20 protein-coding genes are annotated in these 26,626 nt (G+C 67.6%); 16 read left to right on the plus strand and 4 right to left on the minus strand.

All coding sequences use genetic code 11. The features are described 5' to 3' along the window. Window positions 1-48: 48 nt before the first annotated feature. Complete coding sequence (locus KHC27_RS14970) at window positions 49-1,161, plus strand: pyridoxal phosphate-dependent aminotransferase (protein WP_213340322.1); 1,113 nt, start codon at window positions 49-51, stop codon at window positions 1,159-1,161. Window positions 1,162-1,249: 88 nt separating this feature from the next. On the opposite strand, the gene KHC27_RS14975 is transcribed toward KHC27_RS14970, so the two are convergent. After that, the gene (locus KHC27_RS14975; protein WP_213340193.1) at window positions 1,250-4,234 is read right to left on the minus strand and encodes a ribonuclease E/G; all 2,985 of its coding nucleotides are present in this window, start codon (window positions 4,232-4,234) and stop codon (window positions 1,250-1,252) included. Between the two features lie 724 nt (window positions 4,235-4,958). Between KHC27_RS14975 and KHC27_RS14980 the strand changes: the two genes are divergently transcribed. The 3 genes from KHC27_RS14980 to prfB all read left to right on the plus strand — a co-directional run bounded on the left by KHC27_RS14980 (window position 4,959) and on the right by prfB (window position 10,153). Then, window positions 4,959-6,260 carry an N-acetylmuramoyl-L-alanine amidase gene (locus KHC27_RS14980; RefSeq protein ID WP_246519964.1) on the plus strand — a complete coding sequence of 434 codons (1,302 nt, stop codon included), beginning with the start codon at window positions 4,959-4,961 and terminating at the stop codon, window positions 6,258-6,260. 180 nt (window positions 6,261-6,440) lie between these two features. Next, window positions 6,441-8,876: a penicillin-binding protein 1A gene (locus KHC27_RS14985; protein WP_213340194.1), complete on the plus strand. Its 2,436-nt coding sequence runs from the start codon at window positions 6,441-6,443 to the stop codon at window positions 8,874-8,876. Window positions 8,877-9,022: 146 nt separating this feature from the next. After that, window positions 9,023-10,153 (plus strand): peptide chain release factor 2, encoded by a 1,131-nt coding sequence (gene prfB / locus KHC27_RS14990; protein ID WP_213340195.1) that lies wholly within the window; start codon window positions 9,023-9,025, stop codon window positions 10,151-10,153. A gap of 21 nt (window positions 10,154-10,174) precedes the next feature. Here the strand turns inward: prfB and KHC27_RS14995 are convergent, their stop codons facing one another. Next, window positions 10,175-10,636, minus strand: coding sequence for a peroxiredoxin (locus tag KHC27_RS14995; protein ID WP_213340196.1), 462 nt, complete (start codon window positions 10,634-10,636; stop codon window positions 10,175-10,177). Window positions 10,637-10,791: 155 nt separating this feature from the next. Here KHC27_RS14995 and KHC27_RS15000 point away from each other — a divergent pair, with 155 nt between their 5' ends. Next, window positions 10,792-14,331 (plus strand): YhdP family protein, encoded by a 3,540-nt coding sequence (locus KHC27_RS15000; protein WP_213340197.1) that lies wholly within the window; start codon window positions 10,792-10,794, stop codon window positions 14,329-14,331. Window positions 14,332-14,374: 43 nt separating this feature from the next. On the opposite strand, the gene tyrS is transcribed toward KHC27_RS15000, so the two are convergent. Then, complete coding sequence (tyrS, locus tag KHC27_RS15005; RefSeq protein WP_213340198.1) at window positions 14,375-15,634, minus strand: tyrosine--tRNA ligase; 1,260 nt, start codon at window positions 15,632-15,634, stop codon at window positions 14,375-14,377. 87 nt (window positions 15,635-15,721) lie between these two features. Here tyrS and KHC27_RS15010 point away from each other — a divergent pair, with 87 nt between their 5' ends. Both KHC27_RS15010 and KHC27_RS15015 read left to right on the plus strand, forming a co-directional pair. After that, window positions 15,722-16,891, plus strand: coding sequence for an anhydro-N-acetylmuramic acid kinase (locus KHC27_RS15010; protein ID WP_213340199.1), 1,170 nt, complete (start codon window positions 15,722-15,724; stop codon window positions 16,889-16,891). A gap of 163 nt (window positions 16,892-17,054) precedes the next feature. Continuing rightward, window positions 17,055-17,420, plus strand: coding sequence for a hypothetical protein (locus KHC27_RS15015; protein WP_213340200.1), 366 nt, complete (start codon window positions 17,055-17,057; stop codon window positions 17,418-17,420). 126 nt (window positions 17,421-17,546) lie between these two features. On the opposite strand, the gene KHC27_RS15020 is transcribed toward KHC27_RS15015, so the two are convergent. Then, a complete protein-coding gene (locus KHC27_RS15020; protein WP_213340201.1) occupies window positions 17,547-18,212 on the minus strand; it encodes an alpha/beta hydrolase in 666 nt (221 codons plus the stop codon). A gap of 342 nt (window positions 18,213-18,554) precedes the next feature. Between KHC27_RS15020 and KHC27_RS15025 the strand changes: the two genes are divergently transcribed. From KHC27_RS15025 to KHC27_RS15065, 9 genes are all read left to right on the plus strand, one after another. Beyond that, window positions 18,555-19,724: a cysteine desulfurase family protein gene (locus KHC27_RS15025; protein ID WP_213340202.1), complete on the plus strand. Its 1,170-nt coding sequence runs from the start codon at window positions 18,555-18,557 to the stop codon at window positions 19,722-19,724. A gap of 113 nt (window positions 19,725-19,837) precedes the next feature. Next, window positions 19,838-21,316 carry a Fe-S cluster assembly protein SufB gene (gene sufB / locus KHC27_RS15030; protein WP_213340203.1) on the plus strand — a complete coding sequence of 493 codons (1,479 nt, stop codon included), beginning with the start codon at window positions 19,838-19,840 and terminating at the stop codon, window positions 21,314-21,316. Between the two features lie 134 nt (window positions 21,317-21,450). Further along, a complete protein-coding gene (gene sufC, locus KHC27_RS15035) occupies window positions 21,451-22,209 on the plus strand; it encodes a Fe-S cluster assembly ATPase SufC (RefSeq protein ID WP_213340324.1) in 759 nt (252 codons plus the stop codon). Between the two features lie 10 nt (window positions 22,210-22,219). Continuing rightward, the gene (gene sufD, locus KHC27_RS15040) at window positions 22,220-23,533 is read left to right on the plus strand and encodes a Fe-S cluster assembly protein SufD (RefSeq protein ID WP_213340204.1); all 1,314 of its coding nucleotides are present in this window, start codon (window positions 22,220-22,222) and stop codon (window positions 23,531-23,533) included. Between the two features lie 148 nt (window positions 23,534-23,681). Then, window positions 23,682-24,944 (plus strand): aminotransferase class V-fold PLP-dependent enzyme, encoded by a 1,263-nt coding sequence (locus KHC27_RS15045; RefSeq protein WP_213340205.1) that lies wholly within the window; start codon window positions 23,682-23,684, stop codon window positions 24,942-24,944. Continuing rightward, entirely contained in the window at window positions 24,941-25,312 is a 372-nt protein-coding gene (locus KHC27_RS15050; protein WP_213340206.1) for an SUF system Fe-S cluster assembly protein, read from the plus strand. The genes KHC27_RS15045 and KHC27_RS15050 overlap by 4 nt, the downstream gene beginning before the upstream one ends. After that, window positions 25,309-25,758 (plus strand): VOC family protein, encoded by a 450-nt coding sequence (locus tag KHC27_RS15055; RefSeq protein ID WP_343210919.1) that lies wholly within the window; start codon window positions 25,309-25,311, stop codon window positions 25,756-25,758. Before KHC27_RS15050 ends, KHC27_RS15055 begins: the two co-directional genes overlap by 4 nt. Window positions 25,759-25,861: 103 nt before the next feature. Next, window positions 25,862-26,248 (plus strand): Fe-S cluster assembly scaffold SufA, encoded by a 387-nt coding sequence (sufA, locus tag KHC27_RS15060; RefSeq protein ID WP_246519965.1) that lies wholly within the window; start codon window positions 25,862-25,864, stop codon window positions 26,246-26,248. Window positions 26,249-26,255: 7 nt separating this feature from the next. Then, on the plus strand, window positions 26,256-26,606 hold the full coding sequence (locus KHC27_RS15065) for a TfoX/Sxy family protein (RefSeq protein ID WP_213340207.1): 351 nt from the start codon (window positions 26,256-26,258) through the stop codon (window positions 26,604-26,606). Window positions 26,607-26,626 lie beyond the last annotated feature (20 nt).

Genomic DNA, 26,626 nt, shown 5'->3' on the forward strand with positions numbered 1-26,626 from the left:
CAAGGCGTGACGCCGTCCCGCCGCAGCGAGATCACCCCCTTCATCGTCATGGACGTGATGGCGCGGGCGGCGGAGATCGAGGCGGCTGGCGGTCGCGTGATACATATGGAGATCGGCCAGCCGGCGGCGCAGGCGCCACTCGCCGCCCGGCAGGCGGCGGCGCGGGCGGCGATGGAAAGTCCGGTCGGTTATACCAACGCGCTCGGAATCCCCTCGCTGCGCGCGCGGATCGCCCGGCACTACGCCGAGCGGTATGGCCTCGACGTCGATCCCGGCCGGATCGTGGTCACCACGGGCTCGTCGGGCGGGTTCATCCTGGCCTTCCTGGCGCTGTTCGAGCCCGGCGACCGTGTTGCGCTGGCCAGCCCGGGATATCCGCCCTACCGGCACATCCTGCATGCGCTGGGTTGCGAGCCGGTGCTGATCGAGACAAACGCCGCCTCGCGCTGGTCGATCACCCCGGAGGCGCTGGCGGAGGCCCATGCCTCGGCACCGCTGAAGGGCGTGCTGGTGGCGAGCCCCGCCAATCCCACCGGCACGATGATGACGCCGGAGGCACTGGCCACGCTGGCGGCCACCGCTGGCGATCTCGGCATCCGCTTCATCTCCGACGAAATCTATCACGGGCTGGACTATGCCTTCCCGGCGGTGACCGCGGCGAGCCTGTCGGCCGAGGTCACGGTGATCCATTCCTTCTCGAAATACTTCTGCATGACCGGCTGGCGGGTGGGGTGGATGGTGCTGCCACTTTCCATGATCCGCGCGGTGGAGCGGCTGCAGCAGAACCTCTCCATCTCCGTGCCGACGCTTTCGCAATTCGCCGCCGAGGCCGCCTTCGACGGCGCGGCGGAGATGGAGGCAGTGAAGCATGGCTACGAGGCCAATCGGCGGCTCCTGAGCGCCGGGCTGCCGGCGGCCGGTCTGCCGGAGTTCATGCCGGTGGACGGCGCCTTCTATCTCTATGCCGATGTGTCGCGTTTCACGTCGGATTCGACGGCTCTGGCCCGCCGGCTCCTCGACGAGGCGGGTGTTGCCGCGACGCCGGGGGTCGATTTCGACCCGGCCCGCGGGCACCACTATCTCCGGCTCTCCTATTGCGGCTCGGAAAGCGACATGCGCGAAGGCGTGGAGCGGATCACCGCTTTCCTGAAGCGCGGCTGATCTCCAGCCCGTCGCGCGGCGGGCTGGAAACAGAGAACCTCTGGAAAGAAAGAACCCCCGGAAGCCGCGCTTCCGGGGGTTCTTCATTTCAGTTGCCGAAGATCTTGCGCTGCCACCAGCCCGTCCGACGGGGCCGGTTTTCATCGTCGGACGGCCCGCTGGAGGGTGTTTCCGAGGTGTCGCTGCTGGCGGTCGCCTCGTCAGTAGCGGGCGGGGCATCGGGCGACGCCTCGGCCGCCTCAACCAGCGTCGGCGCTTCGTCCTGCGGCGGCGTCGCCGGCAGAGCCGATCCGTCCTCGCTGGATGCCGACGCGGCCTCCGCGCCCTCATCAGGCGCGGCCGGTTCCGGCGAAACAACGGGGGCGCTCACCGTCTCCTCGGTGACGGCGAGCGGCGCAGGCTCCCGCACGGTAGAACGGCGGCGACGCGGCGCCTTCTTGACCTCGGCGACCGCCGCGTCCTCTTCCGGAGCCGCCGGCTCAACCGCGCCCTCGGCAACGGCGGGCGCGGTTTCGGCGGGCGCGGCTTCCTGGGTCTTCGCGGCCCGGCGGGTACGCGGCTTGCGGGCAGGCTTCTCCGCCGCCACCGGCTCGGTGACGTCCGGAACCGGGGCATCGGGAAGGGCCTCGGCCGCGCCGTCAGCAGGGGCAGGCTCGACAGGAGCAGAGGCTTCCGCCGGCACGGCCTCATCAGAGGCCGTCTCCGCCGCATCATCGTCGCGCCGGCCGCGCCGGCCACCGCGCCGACGGCGACGCCGGCCCTCGTCAGAGGTCCCCGTCTCCGTGGGGCTCTCACCGGCGGGCGCTTCCGCCGCCTCGCTGGCGGCCTCGGCTGCCGCGTCCTGAGCCAGATCGAGCGCCGCTTCCGCCGCCTCGCCTGTCACCGGAGCGGCGGCGATCGCCTCACTGTCGATGGCCTCACTGTCGCGGGAGCCGGTCTCGCCATCCTCCTCGGAATCGGTGTCTTCGTCGCTCTCTTCAAAAGCGCCGTTTTCGCCGGAGGCCTGGCCGTTCTGGCCGTTCTGGCCGGCTTCGCCAGCGCCGCCCCGCCGACGCCGACGCCGACGCCGGCGGCGACGGCCGCCTTCGCCTTCCCCACGTGCGGACTCTTCTCCCCCTTCGCGGCTTTCGCGCGCCGCCGGCGAGGAGCCCTCCGGCTCGGCCTTGGCCTCGCTAACGGCTTCCGCCTCGGAGTCGTCCTCGGCCTCGACCGCCTCATCCTCCGGCTCGTCGACCACCTCGGCGGTGATCTCGGTGATGCGGGGAAGCGGGATCGGGTTCGGAACCGCGTCGCCCTTGTCGATGGCGAAGGGCATCAGGCCCGTCAGGCTCTGATCCGCGGAGATGGTGATGGTGACGCCGAAGCGCTCCTCCAGCTCGTGCAGGTGGGCGCGCTTGTGGTTGAGGACGTAGAGGGCGTTCTCCGCACGGGTGCGGACGATCAGGTTGTGCGTGTTGGACTTCAGCAGAAGGTCTTCCACCCCGCGCAGCAGCTGCAGCGCGACCGACGAGGAGGAGCGGACGTGGCCGGTGCCGCCGCAATGCGGGCACACCTCGGTCGAACTCTCCAGCACGCCGGTACGGATGCGCTGGCGGCTCATCTCCATGAGGCCGAAATGCGAGATGCGGCCGAGCTGGATGCGGGCGCGGTCGTTCTTGAGGCAGTCCTTCAGCTTCCGCTCGACCGCCCGGTTGTTCCGCTTCTCGTCCATGTCGATGAAATCGATGACGATCAGCCCGGCGAGGTCACGCAGGCGCAGCTGGCGGGCCACTTCCTCGGCCGCCTCGAGATTGGTCTTGAGGGCGGTGTCCTCGATATTGTGCTCGCGGGTGGAGCGGCCGGAATTCACGTCCACCGAGACCAGCGCCTCGGTCGGGTTGATGACGATGTAGCCGCCGGACTTGAGCTGGACGATCGGCGAGAACATCGCGTCGAGCTGGCTTTCCACGCCGAAGCGGGCGAAAACCGGCTGGGTGTCGCGATAGGGCTTCACGTTCTTCGCATGGCTCGGCATGAGCATGCGCATGAAGTCCTTGGCCTCGCGGTAGCCCTCCTCGCCACCGACCAGAACCTCGTCGATGTCCTTGTTATAGAGGTCGCGGATGGAGCGCTTGATCAGCGAGCCTTCCTCATAGACCAGCGACGGCGCGGTCGAGGCGAGGGTGAGCTCGCGCACATTTTCCCATAGCCGCAGCAGATACTCGAAGTCGCGCTTGATCTCGGCCTTGGTGCGGTTGGCACCGGCCGTGCGCAGGATGACGCCCATCCCCTCCGGCACCTCGAGGTCGGAGGCGACCTCCTTCAGTCGCTTGCGGTCCTCGGCCGAGGTGATCTTGCGGGAGATGCCACCGCCACGGGCGGTATTCGGCATCAGCACGGAATAGCGGCCGGCGAGCGAGAGATAGGTGGTCAGCGCGGCGCCCTTGTTGCCGCGCTCCTCCTTCACGACCTGCACCAGCATGATCTGCCGGCGCTTGATCACTTCCTGGATCTTGTAGGAGCGGGCGCGGCGCTGGGGTTGGCGCTCCGGCACCTCCTCCAGCGCGTCGTCGGAGCCAACCTGCTCCACGACCTCTTCCTCGGCATGCACTTCCTCGACGCCGCCGCCTTCATCATCGGCGGAGGGACGGCGGGTGCGACGGGCGGGGCCGGAATCATTGTCGTCGTCGGTCGACTCCTCGGCGGCTCCCTCGGAGACGCTGTCGTCGCTGCGGCGCGCCGGGCGGGCACGACGGGCGCGGGCGTTCGGCTTGTCCTCAGCCTCGTCCTCCGCATCGCGCTTCTGCTGACGCTCCTCCTCGGCAAGCAGGGCCTGCCGGTCGGCGACGGGGATCTGGTAATAGTCGGGATGAATTTCGCTGAAGGCGAGGAAGCCGTGGCGGTTGCCGCCATATTCGATGAAGGCAGCCTGCAGGGACGGCTCGACCCGCGTTACCTTCGCGAGATAGATGTTGCCGCGCAACGGCTTGCGGTTGGCAGCCTCGAAGTCGAACTCTTCGACCCGGCTGCCGCGCACCACCACGACCCGGGTCTCCTCCGGGTGGGTGGCGTCGATGAGCATCTTGTTGGCCATGGAACTCTCATATGCGGACAGCCCCGCGCGGGCGCACGCAGCGCCGGATCGCAGGGGCCATGTCCATAAGCGGTGATCGGAAACGGGTGAGGGGAGCCAACGGGTCCGCCAGCCGGGCCTGAGCCGGGATGCGCCAGAGCCGGGCGACAGTCGCGGAGCGTCCGGAACTTCCGGTTACGCCCCTGATCTGCACGTGCCGGCGGACGCTTCATTGCTTGCTGCCGTCTATCCCTCGACCGAACATGGAGGCCGCGATCCTTGGATCCGGCCCTCGGCATCCGGAGGCACACTGCGCGGCCGGCCTTAAAGGCCGGTCCTCAGCGCCGGATGTCCCGATGGGGGTGTCGGCGGAAGCATCCGGGGGCGAAGGCGACACCGACCAGGTCGCGCTGCGCGCCGTCGTGCTGCCATGAAGGACCTGCACGACGGAAGGCGGACATGCCATTGCTGGGAATCCGCACCGCCCGGACGCGAATGCCGGACACCGCGTGGGCGATCCGAAATGCGATCCATTTGCTTGCTCTTAATAACGGCATGCGCCTCCTTTTGGCAAGTTCGCAATGGCCCTTTGGTCAGGTGGGCGGCGCTGTGCGGTGCTGGCGGCGGCTGTGCCCGTGCTGTCAAGATACGGTTAACCCTCGCGGCCTATTCCGTTAGAACTGAGTGTCCCGACGCCGGGGCGTTTCGATAGCTTTCTCCAGAGGTGCCAAGCGCAGGAGAGCGGATGGGCTGGCGTGTCGTTCTGTGGGTGCTCCTGATGGGCCTCGTCGCCGGGTTTCCCGTTGCGCGAGCCGGCTCGACGGACGTCGCTGCGGCGACGACCCCGGTGCAGGTGCCTGCTGCGATCATGCCCGCCGCTGTGACCGATGCCGGAAGCGCCAGCCCGGCGGTGGCGACCGACGCCCGGCTGGCGGGCGACGGGGAACGCACGCGGCTGGTCATGGACCTCTCCCGGCCGGTCGCGCTCGGCGCCTTCACGCTTGCCGATCCCTACCGCGTCGTCGTCGACATTCCCGATGTCGCCTTCGCCTTGCCCGCCTCTGCGGGGCGGGAGGGGCGTGGCCTTGTCTCCGCCTATCGCTTCGGGCTGTTTGCTCCGGGCAAGGCGAGGCTGGTGATCGACCTGACCGGCCCGGTAAAGATCGACAAGGCCTTCGTCATCGACCCGATCGACGGCCAACCGGCCCGGTTGGTGGTGGACCTCGTGAAGACGGACCGCGTCAGCTTCATGAAATCGGTGGCGGCGCCGGTCCAGCGGGCCCAGGCTGTGCCGGCGCTCGCGCCGCCGACGGTCGGCCCCGATGACGGTCGGCCGGTCATCGTGCTCGACCCCGGCCATGGCGGGGTCGACTCCGGCGCGGTGAACGCCACGGCCAGCATCAACGAGAAAGACGTGGTGCTGCAGATCGCCCGTACCCTGCGGACCAAGCTGATGGCGACCGGGCGCTACCGGATCGTGATGACGCGGGAGAGCGACACATTCGTGCCGCTGGGGGACCGGGTGAAGATCGCGCGCGATCATCAGGCCCAGCTCTTCATCTCGCTGCACGCCGATTCGCTGGCCGCGCGGACCGGCGAGGTGCGCGGGGCGACGGTGTACACCCTGTCGGACCGGGCATCCGACGCCGAGGCCCAGCGACTCGCCGACGATGAAAACCGCGCCGACATGATCGCGGGTCTCGACCTCTCGGAAGAGCCGACCGACGTCGCCGGCATCCTGCTCGATCTTGCCCAGCGCGAAACCAAGAATTTTTCCGCCCAGTTCGCCCGCACCCTCGTCTCCGGGGTGGACGGCGTGGCGCGCATGCACAAATCCCCGATCAAATCGGCCGGCTTCAAGGTGCTCAAGGCGCCGGACGTGCCGTCGGTCCTGTTCGAGCTCGGCTATCTCTCGAGCACCAAGGACCTCGAGCTGATGACCTCCGACGCCTGGCAGTCGAAGGTGACCGACGCGATGGTGACGGCGATAAACGCCTATTTCTCCCTGCGCGAGCGCACCGGCTCGGTTCCGGTGGCCATGCCCTGACAAGGTCCCCGCCGGGAGAGCGCCGCCCGGCGGGGACCTGCGCATCCACGTGACAAGACCCGCGCCGTCGCGATACGGCCATAGTTCGCCCCCAGACGGTACGGCAGGGCGATGAGATTCACCGTGCCGGCGCAGCGTCACCCGACGGCGCCGGGCGACAGGATGCGGGGTCGGGCCGGCATGCGGCTTTTTCTGCGTTTCATGGGCTTCATGTTTGCACTCGGCACGATCGTGTTCGTGGTCGCCGGTGCGGGCGCGAGCTATTTCATCTGGAAGTTTTCCCAGGATCTGCCGGACTACTCGCAGCTGCAGAATTACGAGCCGCCGGTGATGACGCGCATCCATGCCGGCGACGGTTCGCTGCTGGCGGAATATGCGAAGGAGCGCCGGCTGTTCCTCCCGATCCAGAACATCCCCAAGCTTGTCATCGACGCCTTTATCTCGGCCGAGGACAAGAATTTCTATTCCCATGGCGGCATCGACATCACCGGCATCGGCCGCGCCGCCTATGCCTTCCTGCAGAATTACGGTTCCGGCCGCCGCCCCCAGGGCGCCTCGACCATCACCCAGCAGGTGGCGAAGAACTTTCTCCTCACCAACGAGGTGTCGCTTGACCGCAAGGTCAAGGAGGCGCTCCTCGCGCTGCGCATCGAGCGGGCCTATTCCAAGGACCGCATCCTTGAGCTTTATCTGAACGAGATCTATCTCGGCATCGGCTCCTACGGGGTCGCGGCGGCGTCGCTGCTGTATTTCGACAAGTCGGTGAACGAGCTCGACATCGCGCAGGCGGCCTATCTCGCCGCGCTGCCGAAGGGCCCGAATAACTATCACCCGTTCCGCGAGCGCGAGGCGGCGATCGCCCGGCGCAACTGGGTGATCGACCGCATGGCCGAGAACGGCTACATCACCCAGGCCCAGGCCGAGAAGGCCAAGGCGGAAGACCTCGCCGTCACCGTCCGCCCGACCGGCGCCCACATCTTCTCGGCCGAGTATTTCGCCGAGGAGGTCCGTCGCGAGATCGCCGAGCGCTATGGCGAGGACAAGCTCTATGGCGGCGGCCTTTCGGTGCGCACCACGCTGAACCCCAAGCTGCAGCAGATCGCCAAGAAGGCGCTGCTGGACGGCCTCACCCGTTTCGACGAGCAGCGCGGCTATCGCGGCCCGGTAACCGTGATCGAACCGACGGGCGATTGGGGCGGGCGGCTCGTCTCGGTGCGCTCGTTCAACGACATCCCGTGGCGCCTTGCCGTTGTTCTCGAAACCGGCAACGACGCCGCCAAGATCGGCCTCCAGCCGCAGCGGGACAAATCCGGTGTCCTGCAGACCCAGCGCGAGGTTGGCATCATCACCCCGGACGGGGTGAAATGGGCCCGCCGTGGCGGCAAGTCCGGCCTCGTGAACGTGCTGAAGCCCGGCGACGTCATCTATGTCGAGGCCATCGACGGCAAGCAGGGCCAGTGGCGCCTGCGCCAGCAGCCGCAGATCGAAGGTGCGCTCATCGCCATGGACCAGTGGACCGGCCGCGTGCTGGCGCTGGCGGGCGGCTTCTCCTTCGATGAAAGCCAGTTCAACCGCGCCACCCAGGCGTATCGGCAGCCCGGCTCGTCCTTCAAGCCGTTCGTCTATTCGGCCGCGCTCGACAATGGCTATACGCCGTCCAGCATCATCATGGACGCGCCGTTCGAGCTGAGCCAGGCGGGGCAGGCGACGTGGCGGCCGGAGAACTACTCCGGCAAGTTCTATGGTCCGCAGACCCTGCGCTTCGGGCTGGAACAGTCGCGTAACGTGATGACGGTTCGGCTCGCCAACGATCTCGGCATGCCCACCATCGTGGAATATGCCCGCCGCTTCGGCGTCTACGACAATCTCATGCCGGTCCTTTCGATGGCGCTCGGCGCTGGCGAGACGACGGTGATGCGGATGGTGACGGCCTATTCCGAGCTGGCGAATGGCGGCGTGAAGATCAAGCCGACGCTCATCGACCGCATCCAGGATCGCTACGGCAAGACCATCTACAAGCACGACGAGCGCGAGTGCCGCGGCTGCGACGCCGCGAGCTGGCAGAATCAGGCCGAGCCGACGCTGGTCGATCGCCGTGAGCAGGTCATCGACCCGATGACCGCCTACCAGATCACCTCGATGATGGAGGGTGTCGTTCAGCGCGGCACCGGCACCGCGCTCAAGGAGCTCGGCAAGCCGGTGGCCGGCAAGACCGGCACCACGAATGACGAGAAGGACGCCTGGTTCATCGGCTTCACCCCCGACATGGTGGTGGGCGTCTATCTCGGCTACGACACCCCGAAGCCGATGGGCAAGGGCTCGACCGGCGGCCTCATCGCGGCCCCCGTGGTGCGCGACTTCATGAAGGTCGCGCTGGCGGATCGCCCGGCCGTGCCGTTCCGCGTGCCTCCGGGCATCAAGCTGATCCGGGTCAATCCCAAGTCCGGACTGCGCGCCGGCCCCGGGGAGAATTCGATCCTCGAGGGGTTCAAGCCGGGCACGGCGCCGCCCGACAGCTATTCGATCGCCGGCTCCGGCGCTCCCGGGCTGCCGAGCAGCGTCACCCCGGAAGCTGACCGCGCGGTCGGCACCGACGGCACCGGCGGGCTTTACTGACGGCACAGGGTCCGGCCGGGCGCGGCAGCAAGGCCGCGCCGCGCCCGGCCGTGTGCGGCGTCACTCTGCAATAACCCGACGCCGTTTACAGCGCCGCCCTTCGCCTCTATTTTCCGCGGCCTTCCGACCAATCGAGAGTGACCATCATGCGCGCCGAGCTCGCTGCGAGCGTCGACGAAATCAAGGAAGCCGCTGGCCTGCTGCGGCAGCACATCGATTTCGACCGTTCCAAGGCCCGTCTCGCCGAGCTGAACGCGATGGCCGAGGACCCGAATCTCTGGAACGATCCGGAGCGCGCGCAGAAGCTGATGCAGGAGCGCGGCACGCTGGAGGACGGGCTGGGCGCGCTTGAGCGCATCGAGCGCGATCTCGCCGACAATGTCGAGCTGATCGAGCTGGGCGAAGCCGAAGGCGATGACGGCGTGGTGGCCGAGGCCGCCGCCTCTCTCGCCCGGCTCAAGGCCGAGGTCGCACGCCGCCAGCTTGAGGCGCTGCTTTCCGGCGAAGCGGACGCCAATGACAGCTATCTCGAAGTCCATGCCGGCGCGGGTGGCACCGACAGCCAGGACTGGGCGCTGATGCTGCTGCGCATGTACACGCGCTGGGCGGAGCGGCGTGGCTTCAAGGTCGAGATGGTGGACGAGTCCGGGGGCGAGACCGCGGGCATCAAGTCGGCCACCATCCTCGTTAAAGGCCACAACGCCTATGGCTGGCTCAAGACCGAGGCCGGCGTCCACCGGCTGGTGCGCATCTCGCCTTTCGATTCCAATGCCCGTCGGCAGACCTCCTTCTCCTCGGTCGACGTTTATCCCGTGATCGACGACCGCATCGTTGTCGACATCAAGGAAAGCGACCTGCGCATCGACACCATGCGCTCTGGTGGCGCCGGCGGCCAGCACGTGAACAAGACCGAATCGGCGGTCCGTTTCACCCACATTCCGACCGGCATCGCGGTGGTGGCGCAGGGCGACCGCTCGCAGCACAAGAACCGCGCGACCGCTTGGGAGATGCTTCGTGCCAAGCTCTACGAGATGGAGCTGAAGAAGCGGGAGGCTCAGGCTGCCGCGGATCAGGCGGCGAAGACCGATATCGGCTGGGGCCACCAGATCCGGTCCTACGTGCTGCAGCCCTATCAGCTGGTGAAGGACCTGCGCACGGGTGTGACGTCGGGCACCCCGCAGGAGGTGCTGGACGGCGATCTCGACCCGTTCATGGAGGCTGCGCTGGCCCAGCGCGCCTATGGCGGCGGCCCGGCCAGCGTGGATGATGTCGACTGATCCCGCCGCAGCGCGGGCGAATTAAAGCGCCTGCGCGGCCGCCAGCACCTCTTCGGCATGGCCCGCCACCTTTACCCTCGGCCATAGGCGGGCAACGATTCCCTGCGAATCGATCAATACCGTGGTGCGTTCGATGCCCATGTAGCTCTTGCCGTACATGCTTTTTTCCTTCCACACGCCGTAGCTCTCGAGCAGGGCATGGGTCTCGTCGCCGGCCATCGGGAAGCTGATCGCGTGCTTGGTGCGGAAATTGGCGAGCTTGCGGGCACTATCCGCGGAAATACCGAGGACGACGGTGTTTGCGGCGTCGAATTCGGCGGCCAGTCGGTTGAAGTCGTTCGTCTCCGTGGTGCAGCCCGGCGTGCCAGCCTGGGGAAAGAAATAGAGCGCAAGATTGCGCCCCCGAAAGGCGGCGAGCGACAGCGTCGCGCCAGCATCGTCGGTTATAGTGAAGTCTGGGGCGGGATGGCCGGGCTCGATCATCGTCTGCCTTCCTTTTGTCAGGTTTTTCAGAGAATTCGCTCGGGGGCGAGTATAGGCTCGCACTACGGAACGGGGACCATGGTGGATCAGCGATTCCGGCGGGCCGCGGATAACCGCGTCGCAGGCCGCACGGCCCTCGGAGATCTTGGCTTTTGATGAGCCGCGACGCAAAGCGCAACGGTATGGCCGGACGGCACAGGATCCGGCTGCGCTCGCGTGTGCGCGCGGAGATGGCCGAGCAGCTCCTCGAACGCCGCCTGCTGCCGCGCTGGGCGCGGCTGTGTGGCTGGTCCGCGGCAAGCTTCTGCGGGCTTGCCATCCTCCTTGGGATCACCGCCTACGCTCTGGTCGTGTCCGGCTTCGTCGGTCTCGACCTGTTGCGGCCCTATGTCGCTCGTGAAATCGAGCAGCGGCTCGGCACCGGCGAGACGGTCGAGATCGGCTCCATCACCGCCGCGCGCAGCGAGGCCGGCGACTTCGTCGTGCGCGTCAACGACATCGTGGTGCGGAACGCGCAGGGCGAGGTGGTGGCGAGCGCGCCGCAGGCGGAGGTGGGAATTCGCACCTCCCTGCTGCCGTGGCTCTCGGCACCGCAGCGAATCGCTCTCATCGGGGCGGAGCTTTCGGTTCACATCAACGCGCAAGGCGAGCTCTCGGTGGCGACGGGGCGGGGGGCGAAGCCGATCGTGGCTGCACCGCCGGGCTCAGAGGCTCGCAGGAGTACACCTCCCGCCACCGCTGCCGCCGCCGCCGATGGGCAGTCGGCTCCACCGCCTGCCGCCGCCATCTTCGACCCCACCCGTCTGCCGGCGCTGGCCGCTCTCGCGCAGGCCATCGACAATGGCGGCTTCGGGGGCACCGAGCTGACGGAGGCCGGGCTCAAGAACGGCACGCTGCGCATCGAGAACGAGGCGAGCGGCCAGAAGTGGACGTTCGAGAACATCAATCTGGACGTCGCGCGCCCGCTGGCGGGTGGCGCGACGGTGGATTTCGATGCCACCGGGGCCAATGGCCCGTGGTCGGCTCAGATCGTGATTGGTCCGCTTGAGCAGGACCATCGGCAGATGAGCTTCGAGGTGCGCGATCTCGCCTCGCGCGATCTTCTCGCCGCTGCCGGAAAGGCGGACGATTCGATGATCGCGACCTCGCCGCTCAGCCTCCGGCTCGAGGCCGACATTGCCCGCGATGGCCAGATAGCGAGCGCCCGCGGCCGCGTCGTCGCCGGCGCGGGCAAGCTCCAGATGGGGGCCGACGCGGCGGGGATGATGCTCATCAAGCAGGTCGCCGTCGATGTCCGGCTCGATCCCGCGCGCCGCCTCTTCGTGATCGATCCGCTGTCGATCAAGGCCGATCCGCTCGACCTCACCTTCGCGGCCGAGCTCACGCCCCCGGCCGATCCAGCAGCCCCCTGGCGCCTCCACACGACGCGCATTCACGGCCTGTTCGGCGGCGGCGGTCCGGACGCGGAGAAGGAGCCGCCGCTGCTGCTCGACCAGGGCGCCTTCGATCTCCGCTTCGAGCCCGATACCCGGAAGCTCGTGATCGAGAAGGCGGTGTTCTCGGGCCCTCAAGGCGGGTTGACGATAGACGGGTCCTTCGACGCAGGCCTGCCGGACCCGGTGCTGACCATGAATGTGGTCGGTACTCCCATGTCGGTGACATCCCTGAAGCGACTCTGGCCCATCGTCGCCGCGCCGGATGTCCGGCGCTGGATCTATGAGCACGTCGCCTCCGGCGACGTGACCCGCACGAATATTCGGTTCGCCGCGCCGCTTTCCTCCATCGGCAATAAGGACAGGCCGCTGCCGACCGAAGGCGCTGCGGTCGAGGTCGCCGGCGTCAATGGAGTGATCCGGGCGGCGCCTGGCCTGCCGCCGCTGCAGAATGCCACGCTCCTCGTTCAGGCGACGGGGCGGAGCGCGCATGCGGTGGCCACGGACGTCGTGATGGAGACGCCGGGCGGCCGGAAGCTGTCGCTGCCGGAGGGCGTGCTCGATGTGCCCAACACCATCATGCCCAATCCCACGGCGAAGCTGAGCGTGAAGGTGGAGGGACCGGCCGCCGCCGCCGCCGACATGCTGTCGACCCCCGCGCTCAAGAGCCCGGGCAATGATCCCTTCGATCCCGGCACCATCAAGGGCCAGATCAGCGGTACTGCGCAGATCAACCTGACGCTGCGCGAGCCGATGTCCATGAAGGACGTCGATTACGCCTTTGAGGCCGACCTGACGGATTTTTCGGCGGACAAGATCTTCCAGGGCCAGAAGCTGGACGACGCGACGGTGAAGCTGTTCGCCACCGCCTCGACCACGCTGCTGCGTGGCGACGGGAAGATTGCCGGAGCGCCCGCCAGTTTCGAGGTCAACAAGCCGCGCGACGGCGCCGACATGAGCTTCCGCTTCGCCGCCAATCTGGATGATGCCGCGCGCGACAAGATGAATGTCGAGCTCGCCGGCCTCAGCGGATCGGTTGGCGTCAAGCTCACCGGAACGATCGGTGCGAAGGAGAAGAAGGGCAACGTCGAACTCGACCTCACCGCAGCGCGGCTGGCGGAACTCGTGCCGGGATGGTCCAAACCGGCGGGCAAGCCTGCCAAGCTGACCGCCGATGCGACCGTGCGCAGCGACTCCATCAAGATCGACAACCTTGCCGTCACCGGCACCGGCGTCAACATTCGGGGCGACGTCGATCTCAACGGCAAGGGTGATCTGGTTTCCGCGAATCTGCCGACCTTCCAGCTTTCCGATGGCGACAAGGCGAGCGTGAAGATCGACATCGACGGCGGGGTCGCCAAGATCACGGTGCGTGGCGAGGTCATCGAGGCGCGGGCTTTCCTGAAGAGCCTGCTCGATGCCCCGATCGCTGGAACCAGCGCGCAGAAGAAGCCGGCCGATATCGACCTCGACGTCAATCTCGGCGTGGTGAAGGGCAACAATGGCGAGGCGATGCGGCAGGCCGTGCTGCGCATGTCGCGTCGCGATGGCAATCTGCGGACCTTCAGCCTTGCCGCCCTGGTGGGGCGCGATGGCGGCGTGAAGGGCGATCTGCGCCCGGACCGCACCGGCCGTCCCGCGCTGCAGATCCTGACGAGCGACGCGGGGGCGCTGCTGCGCTTCGTCGATTTCTATTCCCGCATTTATGGCGGCGACCTCTGGGTCAGCGTCGACCCTCCCAATGCGACGGGGAAGCCGCAGGATGGCACCGTCAACATGCGCGATTTCGTGATCCGGGGCGAGCCCGGGCTCGACCGGCTGATCGCCGCCGCGCCGGACAAGACCAAGGACGGCCGGCTTCAGCCCGGCGGCGCCGTCGCCTTCCAGAAGCTTCAGGTCGCGTTCCAGCGCTCCGCCGGCCGCCTTCAGATCCGCGACGGGGCGATCTGGGGTCCGGCGATCGGCTCCACCTTCGATGGCGTGCTGGATTTCGTCGGCGACAAGGTCGGGGTGCGCGGCACCTTCGTGCCCGCCTACGGCCTGAACAATCTGTTCAGCCGCCTTCCCGTGCTGGGTTTCTTCCTCGGCGGCGGGCCGAATGAAGGGCTTGTCGGCGTGACCTACGAGATTGTCGGCCCGCTGTCCGGTCCGACGCTTCGCATCAACCCTATCTCCGCCGTGGCACCGGGTTTCCTGCGCAAGATTTTCGAGTTCCGGCAGGCACCCGATCCGACACCGCCGGCACTGGTTCCCTCGCGCTGAGGGCGGGCGCGGTGGCCTTTGACCGGCCACCGCCGCCGCGGGCCTATACCGCGCGAAGCAGTACGTGCTTCTTCTTGCCAAGCGAGAGCTTGATGACGCCGTCGGCGTTCAGGTCGCGCGCGGTGAGAAGCGCCTTCTCGTCGGTGACGCTGGCGTCGTTCACCTTGAGGCCGCCGCCCTTGATCTGGCGGCGTGCCTCGCCGTTGGAGGCGACGAGGCCGGTCCTCTCCGCGAAGGCCGCCAGCACGCCGATGCCGGCTTCCAGTTCCGCGGCCGCCACCTCGACGGTCGGCAGGTCGGCCGAGACGCCGCCCTCCTCGAAGGTCTTGCGGGCCGCCTCCGCCGCCGCCTCTGCCGCGGCGCGGCCGTGCAGCATGGCGGTCACTTCGGTGGCGAGGATCTTCTTCACCTCGTTGATGCCCGAGCCCTGCGCCTCGTTCACCAGCCGGGCGATCTCGTCCATCGGCAGGGTGGTGTAGAGCTTGAGGAAGCGGCCGACATCGGCGTCCTCGGTGTTGCGCCAGTACTGCCAGAAGGCATAGGGGCCGAGCATGTCGGCGTTCAGCCACACCGCGCCGTTGACCGACTTGCCCATCTTGGCGCCCGAGGCGGTGGTCAGCAGCGGCGAGGTCAGGGCGTAGAGCTGGGGCGTGCCCATGCGATGGCCGAGATCGATGCCGTTGACGATGTTGCCCCACTGGTCCGAGCCGCCCATCTGCAGCCGGCAATCATAACGCTTCGCCAGCTCGACGAAGTCATAGGCCTGCAGGATCATGTAGTTGAATTCGAGGAACGAGAGCGACTGCTCGCGTTCCAGCCGCGTCTTCACGCTGTCGAAGGACAGCATGCGGTTGACCGAGAAGTGCCGCCCCACGTCGCGCAGGAACTCGAGGTAGTTCAGCGAGCGCAGCCACTCCGCATTGTTGATCATGAGGGCCCCGTTCGGCCCCTCCTCATAGGCGAGGTAGTTCGAGAACACCCGCTTGATCGAGGCGATGTTGGCCTCGATCGTGTCGACCGTCATAAGCTGGCGCGCCTCGTCCTTGAAGGAGGGGTCGCCGACCATGCCGGTGCCGCCGCCCATCAGCGAGATCGGCCGGTGACCGGTTTTCTGCAGCCAGTGCAGCATCATGATCTGGATGAGGCCGCCGGCGTGCAGCGACGGTGCGGTAGGGTCGAAGCCGATATAGGCCGTCACGGTTTCCTTGGCGAACAGGGCATCGAGGCCGGCCTCGTCGGAGACCTGATGGATGAAGCCGCGCTCGTGGAGCGTGTGCAGGAAATCGGAACGGAAGGTGCTCATGGCGTGCCTGCGTAAACGCGATGGTGGATGCGGGGCTCTACTATCAGCTTCAATGCCCGAAAGCACCCCGAGGACAGGAAGCCGGACATGCTGAAAGCCGTAGGCCTGATGAGCGGGACGTCGCTGGATGGCATCGACGTTGCCCTGATCGAGACGGATGGCGAACGCATCGGCGGCTTTGGCCCATGGCGGACCTATCCGTATGAGGCGGAGGACCGGGCGCTGTTCTTCCGCGCGCTGGAGGATGCCCGCGCCATCCGGCACCGTGACGAGCGGCCGGGCGCTGTGGAGGCTGCCGAGCACCGCGTGACCCAGCGCCATATCGAGGCGCTGCGTCATTTCCTGATGGAGGTCGCGCGGCAGCCCGTGGATGTGGTGGGATTCCACGGCCAGACCGTACTGCATCGCCCCGAGCAGCGGCTGACGGTACAGATCGGCGACGGCGCGGCGCTGGCGGCCGCGCTGCGCCCGTTCGCCGGCCCCTCCGTGCCCGCACTGGTGTACGATCTGCGCGCGGCCGATGTCGTAGCTGGCGGGCAGGGCGCTCCTCTGGTGCCGGTCTATCACCGTGCCCTGGCGAAGCTGTCGCCGGGGCCTGAGCCGCTGCTGGTGCTCAACCTCGGCGGTGTCGCCAATATCAGCTTCATCGATGGCGACGCGGACCCCGTGGCCTGCGACACCGGCCCCGCCAACGCGCTGATCGACGATTTCCTCACCCTTCGGACGGGTGCCGCCTACGACGAGGGTGGGCGTGTCGCGGCGGCCGGAACGGTCGACGAAGCGGTGGTGGCAGCGCTGATGACGCACCCTTTCTTTCGCCTGCCACCGCCCAAATCTCTGGACCGCAACAGTTTCCGACAATGGGTAGAGCAGCGGGCGGGACTTGACCGCATGAGCACGCCGGATGGTGCCGCGACGCTCACGGCCCTTACAGCCGCCTCGGTGGCGGCCGTGCTGCCGCTGCTGCCCCGCCGCCCGAAGAGAGTCGTCGTCGCCGGCGGCGGGGCCCGCAACCCCACCCTGGTCGACATGCTCAGCCAGCGGCTGGGCATACCGGTCGAAGTGGCCGACACGGTGGGATGGTCGGGCGATGCCCTGGAGGCGCAGGCCTTCGGCTTCCTCGCCGCACGTGCGCTGCGAGGGCTGCCTTTGAGCTTTCCTGGAACGACGGGCGTACCCACAGCGCAGCAGGGAGGCGTGATTATCCCTGGTATGCCAGAAAAGCTGAACGCAATGTTCAGAAAAAATGAATCGTGATCCCAATCAACGAAGTATTCCTTAAACGCATTGGTGCGATGCGAAATCGGATGATGCGACGCACAATGGGAGGTGTATTTAAAGGGCTCCCGGATCCTCCGGCTCGCCAGGCCACGCCGTCTCAACCAATCGGCCCGGACAGAACCGAATTGGAGCAACTCAGATGCGTACCTTTTTCAGCGTCGCCATTCCCGCCGCCGTAGCCGGTCTCCTCGCCGCCGCCGCTCTCGCCCCTGCCGGCGCGTGGGAGAAGTCGCAGGCCCCGCGTCCCGGACAGGCCCAGATCATCAACATCGGCTATGTCTCCGGCGTGGCGTATTACACCACCGAGACCGATGGGTATCACGTCGTCGCCACGCTGAGCGTGGGCGGTGGGGCGCCTGTCCGCGTCAAGGCCACGCTGCAGCCTGAGCAGGCTGTGAGCTTCTCCGTGCCCGGCGCCGAGGGTGCCAATGCCAGCGAAGTCGAGATCATGCGTCGCGGCGACACTGTGACGGTGAGCGCGCCGGAGCGTGTCGCCTTCAATTGAGCGCACGCCGATCGGATAAAGCAAAAGCCCGGCACGGGACCCCGTGCCGGGCTTTTGCATGGAATTCAGACCGTTGAACGGCGACGCCGGCGGTCTTTCCGACCAAGCCCGCTTCGCCCGACCGCTTCAGGCCGCGCTTTCCTTCTTGCGGGTGCCGGGCAGACGCTTGTCGAGATAGGTGCCGACGACCTCCATCAGCTCCTCGGTCCGGCCGTCGAAGAAGTGGTTGGCGCCCGCAACGGTCTGTTGCTCGATGATGATGCCCTTCTGCGTCTTGAGCTTCTCCACGAGGCCGGTGACGGCCGAGAACGGCACCACCGCGTCCTTGTCGCCATGGACGAACAGCCCCGAGGAAGGGCAGGGTGCGAGGAAGGAGAAGTCGTAGAGGTTCGCGGGCGCGGCTATGGAGATGAAGCCTTCCACCTCCGGGCGCCGCATCAGAAGCTGCATGCCGATCCAGGCACCGAAGGAGAAGCCGGCGATCCAGCAGGCCCGGGCGTCCGGGTTGATCGACTGAGCCCAGTCGAGCGCGGCGGCGGCATCGGCAAGCTCGCCCTGGCCGTGGTCGAAAGAGCCCTGGCTGCGTCCGACGCCGCGGAAATTGAACCGCAGGGTTGAGAAGCCGCGGTTCACGAACTGGTAGTAGAGGTTGTACACGACTGGGTTGTTCATCGTCCCGCCGAATTGCGGGTGCGGGTGCAGGATGATCGCGATCGGCGCGTTGCGCGTCTTGGCGGGCTGGTAGCGGCCTTCGAGCCGCCCCTTCTCACCGGTGAAGATAACCTCAGGCATGGAGTTCGGACCTTGGGCTCGTCGGCCTTTGCCGGAAGCGTCCTCCGGAACGCGATCTGGCTCAGGTGCCGCAGCGGCGACAAGGTCCAGGCCACAGTTCGCCTTGACGGCTGGAGGCGACGCCCCTAAATTATTTAGAATAATTCTAAATTTCTACGTCGAGTTGCAGAACGGCGAGTATGCAATTGCGACGGAGAAGATGGAAGTAATCCTATGCAGGAGATGGGCCCGTTTGGCAAGCATGCAAGCAGGAGAGGCGGGGCAAGCGTCCCTTCGCTTCCTATATAGGGTACGATATCTGCTTTACCCGATCCCTCCCGTCGCCGTGACCCCCGAGAGACGATGAACGACCGCACCTATCTCGACCACAACGCCACAGCTCCCGCCCGCCCGCAGGCCGTCGCGGCGCTCGGGGCGGCGCTGGCTGCCGCCGGCAACGGCTCCGCCATCCATGGCGAGGGGCGGGCGGCGCGGGCGCGGATCGAGGAGGCGCGCGGCCATGTGGCGGCGCTGGTCGGGGCGGATCCGCGCGGTGTGATCTTCACATCCTGCGGCACCGAGGCGGACGCTCTCGCCCTTACCCCGGCCTATGCGCGGGGCGGGGAGCCGCTGGCGCTTGATACGCTGCTGGTCACTGCGGTGGAGCATGCCGGCGTGCTGCGCGGCCATCGTTTCCCCCCCGAACGGGTCGAGCTCTTGCCCGTGGATGCCCGCGGACGGCTGCGGCTGGACGCGCTGGATGAGGCTCTTGCCCGGCATGCCGGGGCCGGACGCCGGGTTCTGCTGTCGGTGATGCTCGCCAATAATGAGACCGGCGTGCTCCAGCCGGTTGCGGAGGCGGCCCGCCGGGCCCATCTCCAGGGTGCGCTGGTTCACACGGACGCAGTACAGGCCGCTGGCCGCATCGGTGTCGACATGAACGCCCTGGGTGTCGACCTGCTGTCGCTTTCCGCCCACAAGATCGGCGGTGCGCCGGGGGCCGGGGCGCTCGTCGTTGCCGACCCGGACCTTCGGCCCGATCCGGTCTTCGCTGGCGGCGGGCAGGAGCGGGGGCGTCGTGCGGGGAGCGAGAATGTGCCGGCCATTGCCGCCTTCGGCGCGGCGGCGGCTTGTGCCCTGCGCGATCTAGATGGGGAAATCGGCCGTGTTGCGGCCTTGCGCGATGGGCTTGAAAGCGCTCTAAGGTGCGAGTTCCCCGAGCTGGTGCTGCTGGTCGGCGATGTCGATCGGCTGCCGAACACCTCATGCATAGCCCTTCCCGGCGTTCCGGCCGAGACGATGGTCATCGCGCTCGATCTTGCCGGGCTGGCTACAAGCGCCGGAGCCGCGTGTTCCTCGGGGAAGGTTGGGCCGTCCCATGTGCTCGACGCCATGGGTGTTCCAGAGCGCATCGCGCGCTCCGCCATCCGCCTGTCGTTCGGCTGGTCGAGCGACGAGGCCGATGTCGAACGGGCGCTGGGCGTGTTTCGCCGGGTGCTGCCGGGCCTGCTGCGCCGCGCCCGAGCGGCCTGATGCATTCGCCGCGCGTGCGCGGCCTGACGTGCCTACCGCAGCGCCGCGCGCTGCGTTCTTCAAGGTGGACTTGACCCGTGGGCCTTGACCCCGCGCGGGAAAGGAGAAAGACGATGCCGGCCGTACAGGAGACTGTGGAGCAGGTCCGCTCCATCGACGTCGATCAGTACAAGTATGGGTTCTTCACGGACATCGAGTCCGAGAAGGCACCCAAGGGACTGACCGAGGACACCGTTCGCTTCATCTCGGCGAAGAAGAACGAGCCGGAGTGGCTGCTGGAGTGGCGTCTCGACGCCTTCCGTCGCTGGCAGACCATGCAGGAGCCGGAATGGGCGCGGGTAAGCTACCCCCCCATCGACTATCAGGACCTCTATTACTATTCCGCGCCGAAGGCGAAGGAGGGCCCCAAGTCGATCGACGACATCGATCCGGAGATTCTCGCCACCTATGAGAAGCTTGGCATCCCGCTGCGCGAACGCGATGCGCTGCTGGGCATCGAATCGACCGGGGGAACCCGCGTCGCGGTGGACGCCGTGTTCGACAGCGTCTCGGTTGCGACCACCTTCAAGGAGGAGCTGGCGCGGGCCGGCGTGATCTTCATGCCGATCTCGGAGGCGGTGCGCGAGCACCCCGAGCTGGTGCGGAAATATCTCGGCTCGGTGGTTCCGGTGACGGACAACTACTTCGCCACGCTCAACTCCGCGGTTTTCTCCGACGGCTCCTTCGTCTATGTGCCGAAGGGCGTGCGTTGCCCGATGGAGCTGTCCACCTATTTCCGCATCAATGAGCGGAACACCGGCCAGTTCGAGCGCACCCTGATCATCGCCGACGAAGGTGCCTATGTCAGCTATCTCGAGGGCTGCACCGCGCCGATGCGCGACGAGAACCAGCTTCACGCCGCCGTGGTCGAGCTGGTAACGCTCGACGACGCCGAGATCAAGTACTCCACGGTGCAGAACTGGTACCCCGGCGACAAGGACGGCAAGGGCGGCATCTACAATTTCGTCACCAAGCGTGGCGACTGCCGTGGCGCCCGCTCCAAGATCTCCTGGACGCAGGTTGAAACCGGCTCCGCCATCACCTGGAAATACCCGAGCTGCATCCTGCGTGGCGACGAGAGCCGCGGCGAGTTCTACTCGATCGCCATCTCCAATGGCCGCCAGCAGGTCGACAGCGGCACCAAGATGATCCACCTCGGCAAGAACACCACCAGCCGGATCATCTCCAAGGGGATCGCGGCGGGCTATTCCGACAACACCTATCGCGGTCTCGTCACGGCTCACCGCAAGGCGACCGGGGCGCGGAACTTCACGAACTGCGACTCCCTGCTGATCGGCGACAAGTGCGGGGCGCACACCGTTCCCTATATCGAGAGCAAGAACGCCAGCGCCCAGTTCGAGCACGAGGCCACCACCTCGAAGATCTCCGAGGACCAGATGTTCTACTGCCGTCAGCGCGGGCTTTCCGACGAGGAGGCGACGGCGCTGATCGTGAACGGCTTCGTCAAGGACGTGCTGCAGCAGCTTCCGATGGAGTTCGCGGTCGAGGCGCAGAAGCTGATCTCGGTGAGCCTTGAGGGCTCGGTGGGCTGAGGCCCTTCTTCGATCGTCGTCCCGGGCGCGGTGCGGCCGCTCCCGGGGGCTCCCCAGGATGACACGTGCGCTCCCCGCCGCCGGCCGCAGCCGGGGCGGGATGTGGCGCCCAGAACGGAATTGATGAAATGGCCATGCTCGATATCGACAATCTCCACGCCAAGATCGAGGGCGAGGACGGCAAGGAAATCCTCAAGGGCCTCTCCCTGAAGGTGAATCCCGGCGAGGTCCATGCCATCATGGGCCCGAACGGCTCGGGCAAGTCGACGCTGTCCTATATCCTCGCCGGTAAGGAAGACTATGAGGTCACCGACGGCGCGGTGACGCTGGATGGCGAGGACCTCCTCGCCATGGAGATCGACGAGCGGGCCGCCAAGGGCGTGTTCCTCGCCTTCCAGTACCCGATTGAGGTGCCCGGCGTCGCGACCATGACGTTCCTGCGCGCCGCGCTCAACGCCCAGCGCCGGACCCGGGGCGAGGAGGAGGTCTCCACGCCGGACTTCCTGCGCCTCGTGCGGGAAAAGGCCGGCGCGCTGGGCATTTCGCAGGACATGCTCAAGCGTGGCGTGAATGTCGGCTTCTCCGGCGGCGAGAAGAAGCGGATGGAAATCCTCCAGATGGCGATCCTGGAGCCGAAGCTCTGCATCCTCGACGAGACCGACTCCGGCCTCGACATCGACGCGCTGAAGATCGTCTCGGAAGGCGTCAACGCGCTGCGCTCGCCCGACCGCGGCATGATCGTCATAACCCATTATCAGCGCTTGCTGAATCACATCGTGCCGGACTTCGTGCACGTGATGAACAAGGGCCGCATCGTCCGCTCCGGCGGCAAGGACCTGGCTCTGGAGCTCGAAGCCAATGGCTATGCCGAGTACCAGCAGGACGCGGCGTGAGGGGGTGGCGATGAGCGCTGAGATCCGTTTGATGCGGACCCCCGCCGAGCAGGCGCTGAGCGCCGCGCTTGAGCAGGTGCCGTCCGCGCCCGGGCGGCTGAACGAGCTGCGCCGCAGCGCCGCCCGCAGCTTCAACGAGCAGGGCCTGCCGCACCGCCGGGTGGAGGAGTGGAAATACACCGACCTGCGCACCCTGATGCGCGAGGCGGTGCCGGTCGCCGGTCCCGCCGGCGTCGCCGAGGCCGAGGCGGCGGCGCGTCTCCTGGCCGGCGCGCTGGTGCGCCGCATCGTCGTCGCCAATGGCGCGGTGGTGCCGGAGCTGTCGGATTTTTCCGAGCTGGAAGAAGGGCTTAGTCTCCTTCCGCTGGCGGCGGCGGTGGCCGCGGGCGACGAGCGGCTGAGCCGGCTCGGCGGCCTCGTGCCGGCCCGCTACGACGCCGCGCTGGCGCTCAACACCGCGCTGGCGGGGGATGGTGTGCTGGTTCATGTCGCGCCCGGCGCGACGCTCGCGCGGCCGATCCACATCGCCCATGTGGCGGTGGGGCAGGGCCCCGCGGCGAGCTATGCCCGCTCGCTCGTGGTGGTCGGCGAGGGCGCCCGCGCGACCGTCGTCGAGACCTTCGAGAGTGTGACTGGTCAGGCCGATCAGGTGAACAGTGCGACCGAATTCTATGTCGGCGACCACGCTCATCTTGATGTCGTCCGCATCCAGGCGCTCGGCCCGGCGGCGGTGAGTCTGACGACCCTGCTGTTCGAGGTCGGGCGCGAGGCGCAGCTCCACGACTTCGCCTTCACCAGCGGCGCGGCGGTGGCGCGCACCTCGCTCTATGCCAATCTCGTCGGCGAGGCGAGCCAGGTGGCATTCAACGGCGCGGTGCTGTTGAAGGGCCGCCAGCACGCCGATTCCACGTTGTTCGTGGACCATCAGGTGCCGGGCTGCGAGAGCCGGGAGCTGTTCAAGCACGTGCTGGACGATTCCAGCCGCGGCGTGTTCCAGGGCAAGATCGTGGTCCGCCAGGCGGCGCAGAAGACCGACGGGCGGATGATGAGCCGCGCGCTGGTGCTCGGCGACGATGCCGAGATGGACAACAAGCCGGAGCTCGAGATCTTCGCGGACGACGTCCAGTGCGGCCACGGCGCCACCTGCGGCGCCATCGACGACGACCTGCTGTTCTACCTGCAGGCCCGCGGCGTGCCGCTGAAGGAGGCCCAGAGCCTGCTGGTGCAGGCCTTTGTCGGCGAGGCGATCGAGACCGTCGAGCATGACGGCCTGCGCGACGCGCTGATCGAGCAGGCGGAAGCCTGGCTGAAGGCGCGGGGCTGAGCCTTCCGCCTTTCCTGACCGTATCCGGGATGTCCTGTCGACATCCCGGAGCGCTCCCGCAACGGGTCGCGAGCGGCCCGGCTCCCGCCATGCCCGGATCGCCGGCGGGACGATGCCTTTGCCGATGCCCTCCAGGAGGGGGCCACCCATGGTCGAAACGCGCCCTGTCTCCGCCCATCCCGCGGTTGCCGATGGCGGCTATGATGTTGCCCGCATTCGCGCGGACTTTCCGATCCTCGCCAAGGAAGTCTACGGCAAGCCGCTGGTTTATCTCGACAATGCGGCCTCGGCGCAGAAGCCGGTCCAGGTGCTGGACCGCATGCGCTACGCCTATGAGAACGAATATTCCAACGTCCACCGCGGCCTGCACTACCTCGCCAATGCGATGACCGAGGCCTATGAGGAGGCGCGCGAGCGCTGCCGGGCCTTCCTCAATGCCGGCTCGCTGGACGAGGTGATCTTCACCCGCTCGGTGACCGGGGCGATCAATCTGGTGGCCTCCTCGCTCGGCCCGTCGATCGGGGAGGGGGACGAGATCATCCTCTCCATCATGGAGCACCACTCCAACATCGTGCCGTGGAACTATCTGCGCGAGCGCAAGGGCGCGGTGATCCGCTGGGTGCCGCTGCTGGAGGATGGCAGCTTCGACATGGAGGCCTACAAGGCCCTGCTGTCGCCGCGCACCCGGGTGGTCGCCGTCACCCATATGTCGAACGTGCTGGGCACGGTGACGCCGCTGAAGGAGATCGCCCGCCTTGCCCACGAGGTCGGCGCGGTGGTGGTGGCGGATGGGGCGCAGGCCGCCGTGCACATGCCGGTGGACGTGCAGGACCTCGGCGTCGATTTCTACGGCGTCACCGGCCACAAGCTCTACGGCCCCACCGGCATCGGCCTGCTCTACGGCAAGATCGAGCGGCTGCGGGCGCTGCCGCCCTATGAAGGCGGCGGCGAGATGATCCGCACCGTGACCGAAGAGGGCGTCACCTATGGCGAGCCGCCGCACCGCTTCGAGGCCGGCACGCCGCCGATCGTGCAGGCGATCGGGCTCGGCGCCGCGCTCGCCTATATGGAAAGCCTCGGCCGCGAGCGGATCGCCGCGCATGAGGCTTCGCTCGGCGCCTATGCCAAGGAGCGGCTTTCCCGCATCAACTCGATCCGCATCTATGGCGACGCCCCCGGCAAGGGCGCCATCGTCGCCTTCGACATGAAGGGCGCGCACCCCCACGACATCGCGACGGTGATCGACCGCGCCGGCGTGGCGGTGCGGGCCGGCACCCATTGCGCAATGCCGCTTCTCGGGCGATATGGGGTGACAGCGACGTGCCGGGCGTCGTTTGCGCTCTATAACACGCGGGAGGAGGTCGACCGGCTGGCCGACGCCCTCGCCAAGGCTCAGGACCTGTTCGCATGAGCGAGACCGTCACCGAGGCGCCCAACGCGCCGACCATCGCCTCCTCGATTCCGGCCGAGGAACTGGAGCGGCTGACCGACGACATCGTCGCCGCGCTGAAGACCGTCTACGACCCGGAAATCCCCGTCGACATCTACGAACTCGGGCTGATCTACAAGGTCGACATCGCCGATGACCGCCAGGTCGCGGTCGAGATGACGCTGACCACGCCGAACTGCCCCTCCGCGGCCGAGCTGCCCGGCATGGTGGAAGGCGCCGTCGCCAGCGTCGGCGGGGTGTCCGGCGTCAACGTCAACCTCACCTTCGACCCGCCCTGGGACCAGGGCCGGATGTCGGAGGAGGCCCGGCTGACGCTGAACCTGTGGTGACCGGCGCCGGCGAACATCCGGTGACCCCGGCGCCGCCGCCGATCTCCGGCGTGCTGGAGACCGGGCTTTATGTCGACGATATCGGCCGCGCCCGCGCCTTTTACGAAGGCGTGCTCGGGCTGGTGCCGATGGTGGCGGACGCCCGCTTCTGCGCCTATCGCGCCGGTCCGGGCAGCGTGCTGCTGCTGTTCCTGCGCGGGGCGACGCGGGAGCCGGTGCGGATGCCGGAGGGCATCATCCCCCCGCATGACGGCGCCGGCCCGCTGCACTACGCGCTCGCCATTCCCGCCGGGAGCCTTGCCCACTGGATCGCCCATCTGGCGGCGCGGGGCGTGGCGCTGGAGGGGCGGGTGGACTGGAAGGGTGGCGGCGTGAGCCTCTATTTCCGCGACCCCGACGCCCATCTGGTAGAACTCGCGACCCCCGGCCTGTGGCCGAACTACTGAGGCGCCGGCCGCACGCGCATCTTGCTCCGGGGCCGCGCCTCCCCCATCTTAAGGCGAGCTGATCCGCCGGCCTTGAACCGGCGAGGATTGGGAGAGACGTCAAATGGCCGAACTGCGTTCCCGCCCCCCTGTCATGAGCCTCACCGATGCCGCCGCCGCCCGGGTGCGCGCCATCATCGAACGTTCCGAAACGCCGGTCTTCGGGCTGCGCGTCGGGGTGAAGAATGGCGGCTGCGCCGGCATGGAATACACCATGGAATTCGCCGACCAGCCCGGCCGCTTCGACGAGGTGATCGAGGACAAGGGCGTCAAGGTGCTGATCGACCCCAAGGCGATCCTCTACCTTCTCGGAACGCAGATGGACTTCAAGGCCGACAAGATGTCGGCCCAGTTCGTGTTCAACAACCCGAACCAGACCTCCGCCTGCGGCTGCGGCGAATCCGTCGCCATCACCCCGGCGCGGGACGTGGCGGCCGGCGCCCCGGCCTGATCCGGCCATGGAGCGGGCCGATATCGAGGAGATTTTCTCCGCCTTCGGCCCCGTTGCCCTCCGCCGCATGTTCGGCGGCCTCGGAATCTATGCTGACGGCGTGATGTTCGCCCTCGTCGTGGACGGCGAGCTTTATCTGAAGGCGGATGCGGCGCTCGCTCAGGCGCTCGAGGCGGCGGGCAGCACGCCCTTCGCCTATGACCGCCAGGGCCGCCGGGTCGTGCTCGGCTACTGGTCGATGCCCTCGGCCGCGCTGGAGGATGCCGACACCGCCGCCGAACTCGCCCGCCGCGCGCTCGCGGTGGCGCAGGCGCGGCGCCTGCCGGCCGGGGGCCGTCGCGCCGGCCCGCGCGGCTGAGGGCGCCACTTTCTCGAACC

The organism is Ancylobacter lacus (genome assembly GCF_018390635.1).
In the GTDB taxonomy this organism is placed as follows: Bacteria; Pseudomonadota; Alphaproteobacteria; order Rhizobiales; family Xanthobacteraceae; genus Ancylobacter; species Ancylobacter lacus.

Coding starts and splice junctions, on each gene's coding strand:
- sufC (WP_213340324.1), top strand. CDS start 21,451: ATGCTCGATATCGACAATCTCCACGCCAAGATCGAGGGCGAGGACGGC.
- KHC27_RS15020 (WP_213340201.1), bottom strand. CDS start 18,212: ATGCCTGAGGTTATCTTCACCGGTGAGAAGGGGCGGCTCGAAGGCCGC.
- sufB (WP_213340203.1), top strand. CDS start 19,838: ATGCCGGCCGTACAGGAGACTGTGGAGCAGGTCCGCTCCATCGACGTC.
- KHC27_RS15025 (WP_213340202.1), top strand. CDS start 18,555: ATGAACGACCGCACCTATCTCGACCACAACGCCACAGCTCCCGCCCGC.
- KHC27_RS15065 (WP_213340207.1), top strand. CDS start 26,256: ATGGAGCGGGCCGATATCGAGGAGATTTTCTCCGCCTTCGGCCCCGTT.
- KHC27_RS15000 (WP_213340197.1), top strand. CDS start 10,792: ATGAGCCGCGACGCAAAGCGCAACGGTATGGCCGGACGGCACAGGATC.
- KHC27_RS14995 (WP_213340196.1), bottom strand. CDS start 10,636: ATGATCGAGCCCGGCCATCCCGCCCCAGACTTCACTATAACCGACGAT.
- KHC27_RS14980 (WP_246519964.1), top strand. CDS start 4,959: ATGGGCTGGCGTGTCGTTCTGTGGGTGCTCCTGATGGGCCTCGTCGCC.
- KHC27_RS14970 (WP_213340322.1), top strand. CDS start 49: ATGGACGTGATGGCGCGGGCGGCGGAGATCGAGGCGGCTGGCGGTCGC.
- sufA (WP_246519965.1), top strand. CDS start 25,862: ATGGCCGAACTGCGTTCCCGCCCCCCTGTCATGAGCCTCACCGATGCC.
- KHC27_RS15010 (WP_213340199.1), top strand. CDS start 15,722: ATGCTGAAAGCCGTAGGCCTGATGAGCGGGACGTCGCTGGATGGCATC.
- KHC27_RS14975 (WP_213340193.1), bottom strand. CDS start 4,234: ATGGCCAACAAGATGCTCATCGACGCCACCCACCCGGAGGAGACCCGG.
- prfB (WP_213340195.1), top strand. CDS start 9,023: ATGCGCGCCGAGCTCGCTGCGAGCGTCGACGAAATCAAGGAAGCCGCT.
- KHC27_RS15015 (WP_213340200.1), top strand. CDS start 17,055: ATGCGTACCTTTTTCAGCGTCGCCATTCCCGCCGCCGTAGCCGGTCTC.
- KHC27_RS15045 (WP_213340205.1), top strand. CDS start 23,682: ATGGTCGAAACGCGCCCTGTCTCCGCCCATCCCGCGGTTGCCGATGGC.
- tyrS (WP_213340198.1), bottom strand. CDS start 15,634: ATGAGCACCTTCCGTTCCGATTTCCTGCACACGCTCCACGAGCGCGGC.
- KHC27_RS14985 (WP_213340194.1), top strand. CDS start 6,441: ATGCGGCTTTTTCTGCGTTTCATGGGCTTCATGTTTGCACTCGGCACG.
- KHC27_RS15050 (WP_213340206.1), top strand. CDS start 24,941: ATGAGCGAGACCGTCACCGAGGCGCCCAACGCGCCGACCATCGCCTCC.
- sufD (WP_213340204.1), top strand. CDS start 22,220: ATGAGCGCTGAGATCCGTTTGATGCGGACCCCCGCCGAGCAGGCGCTG.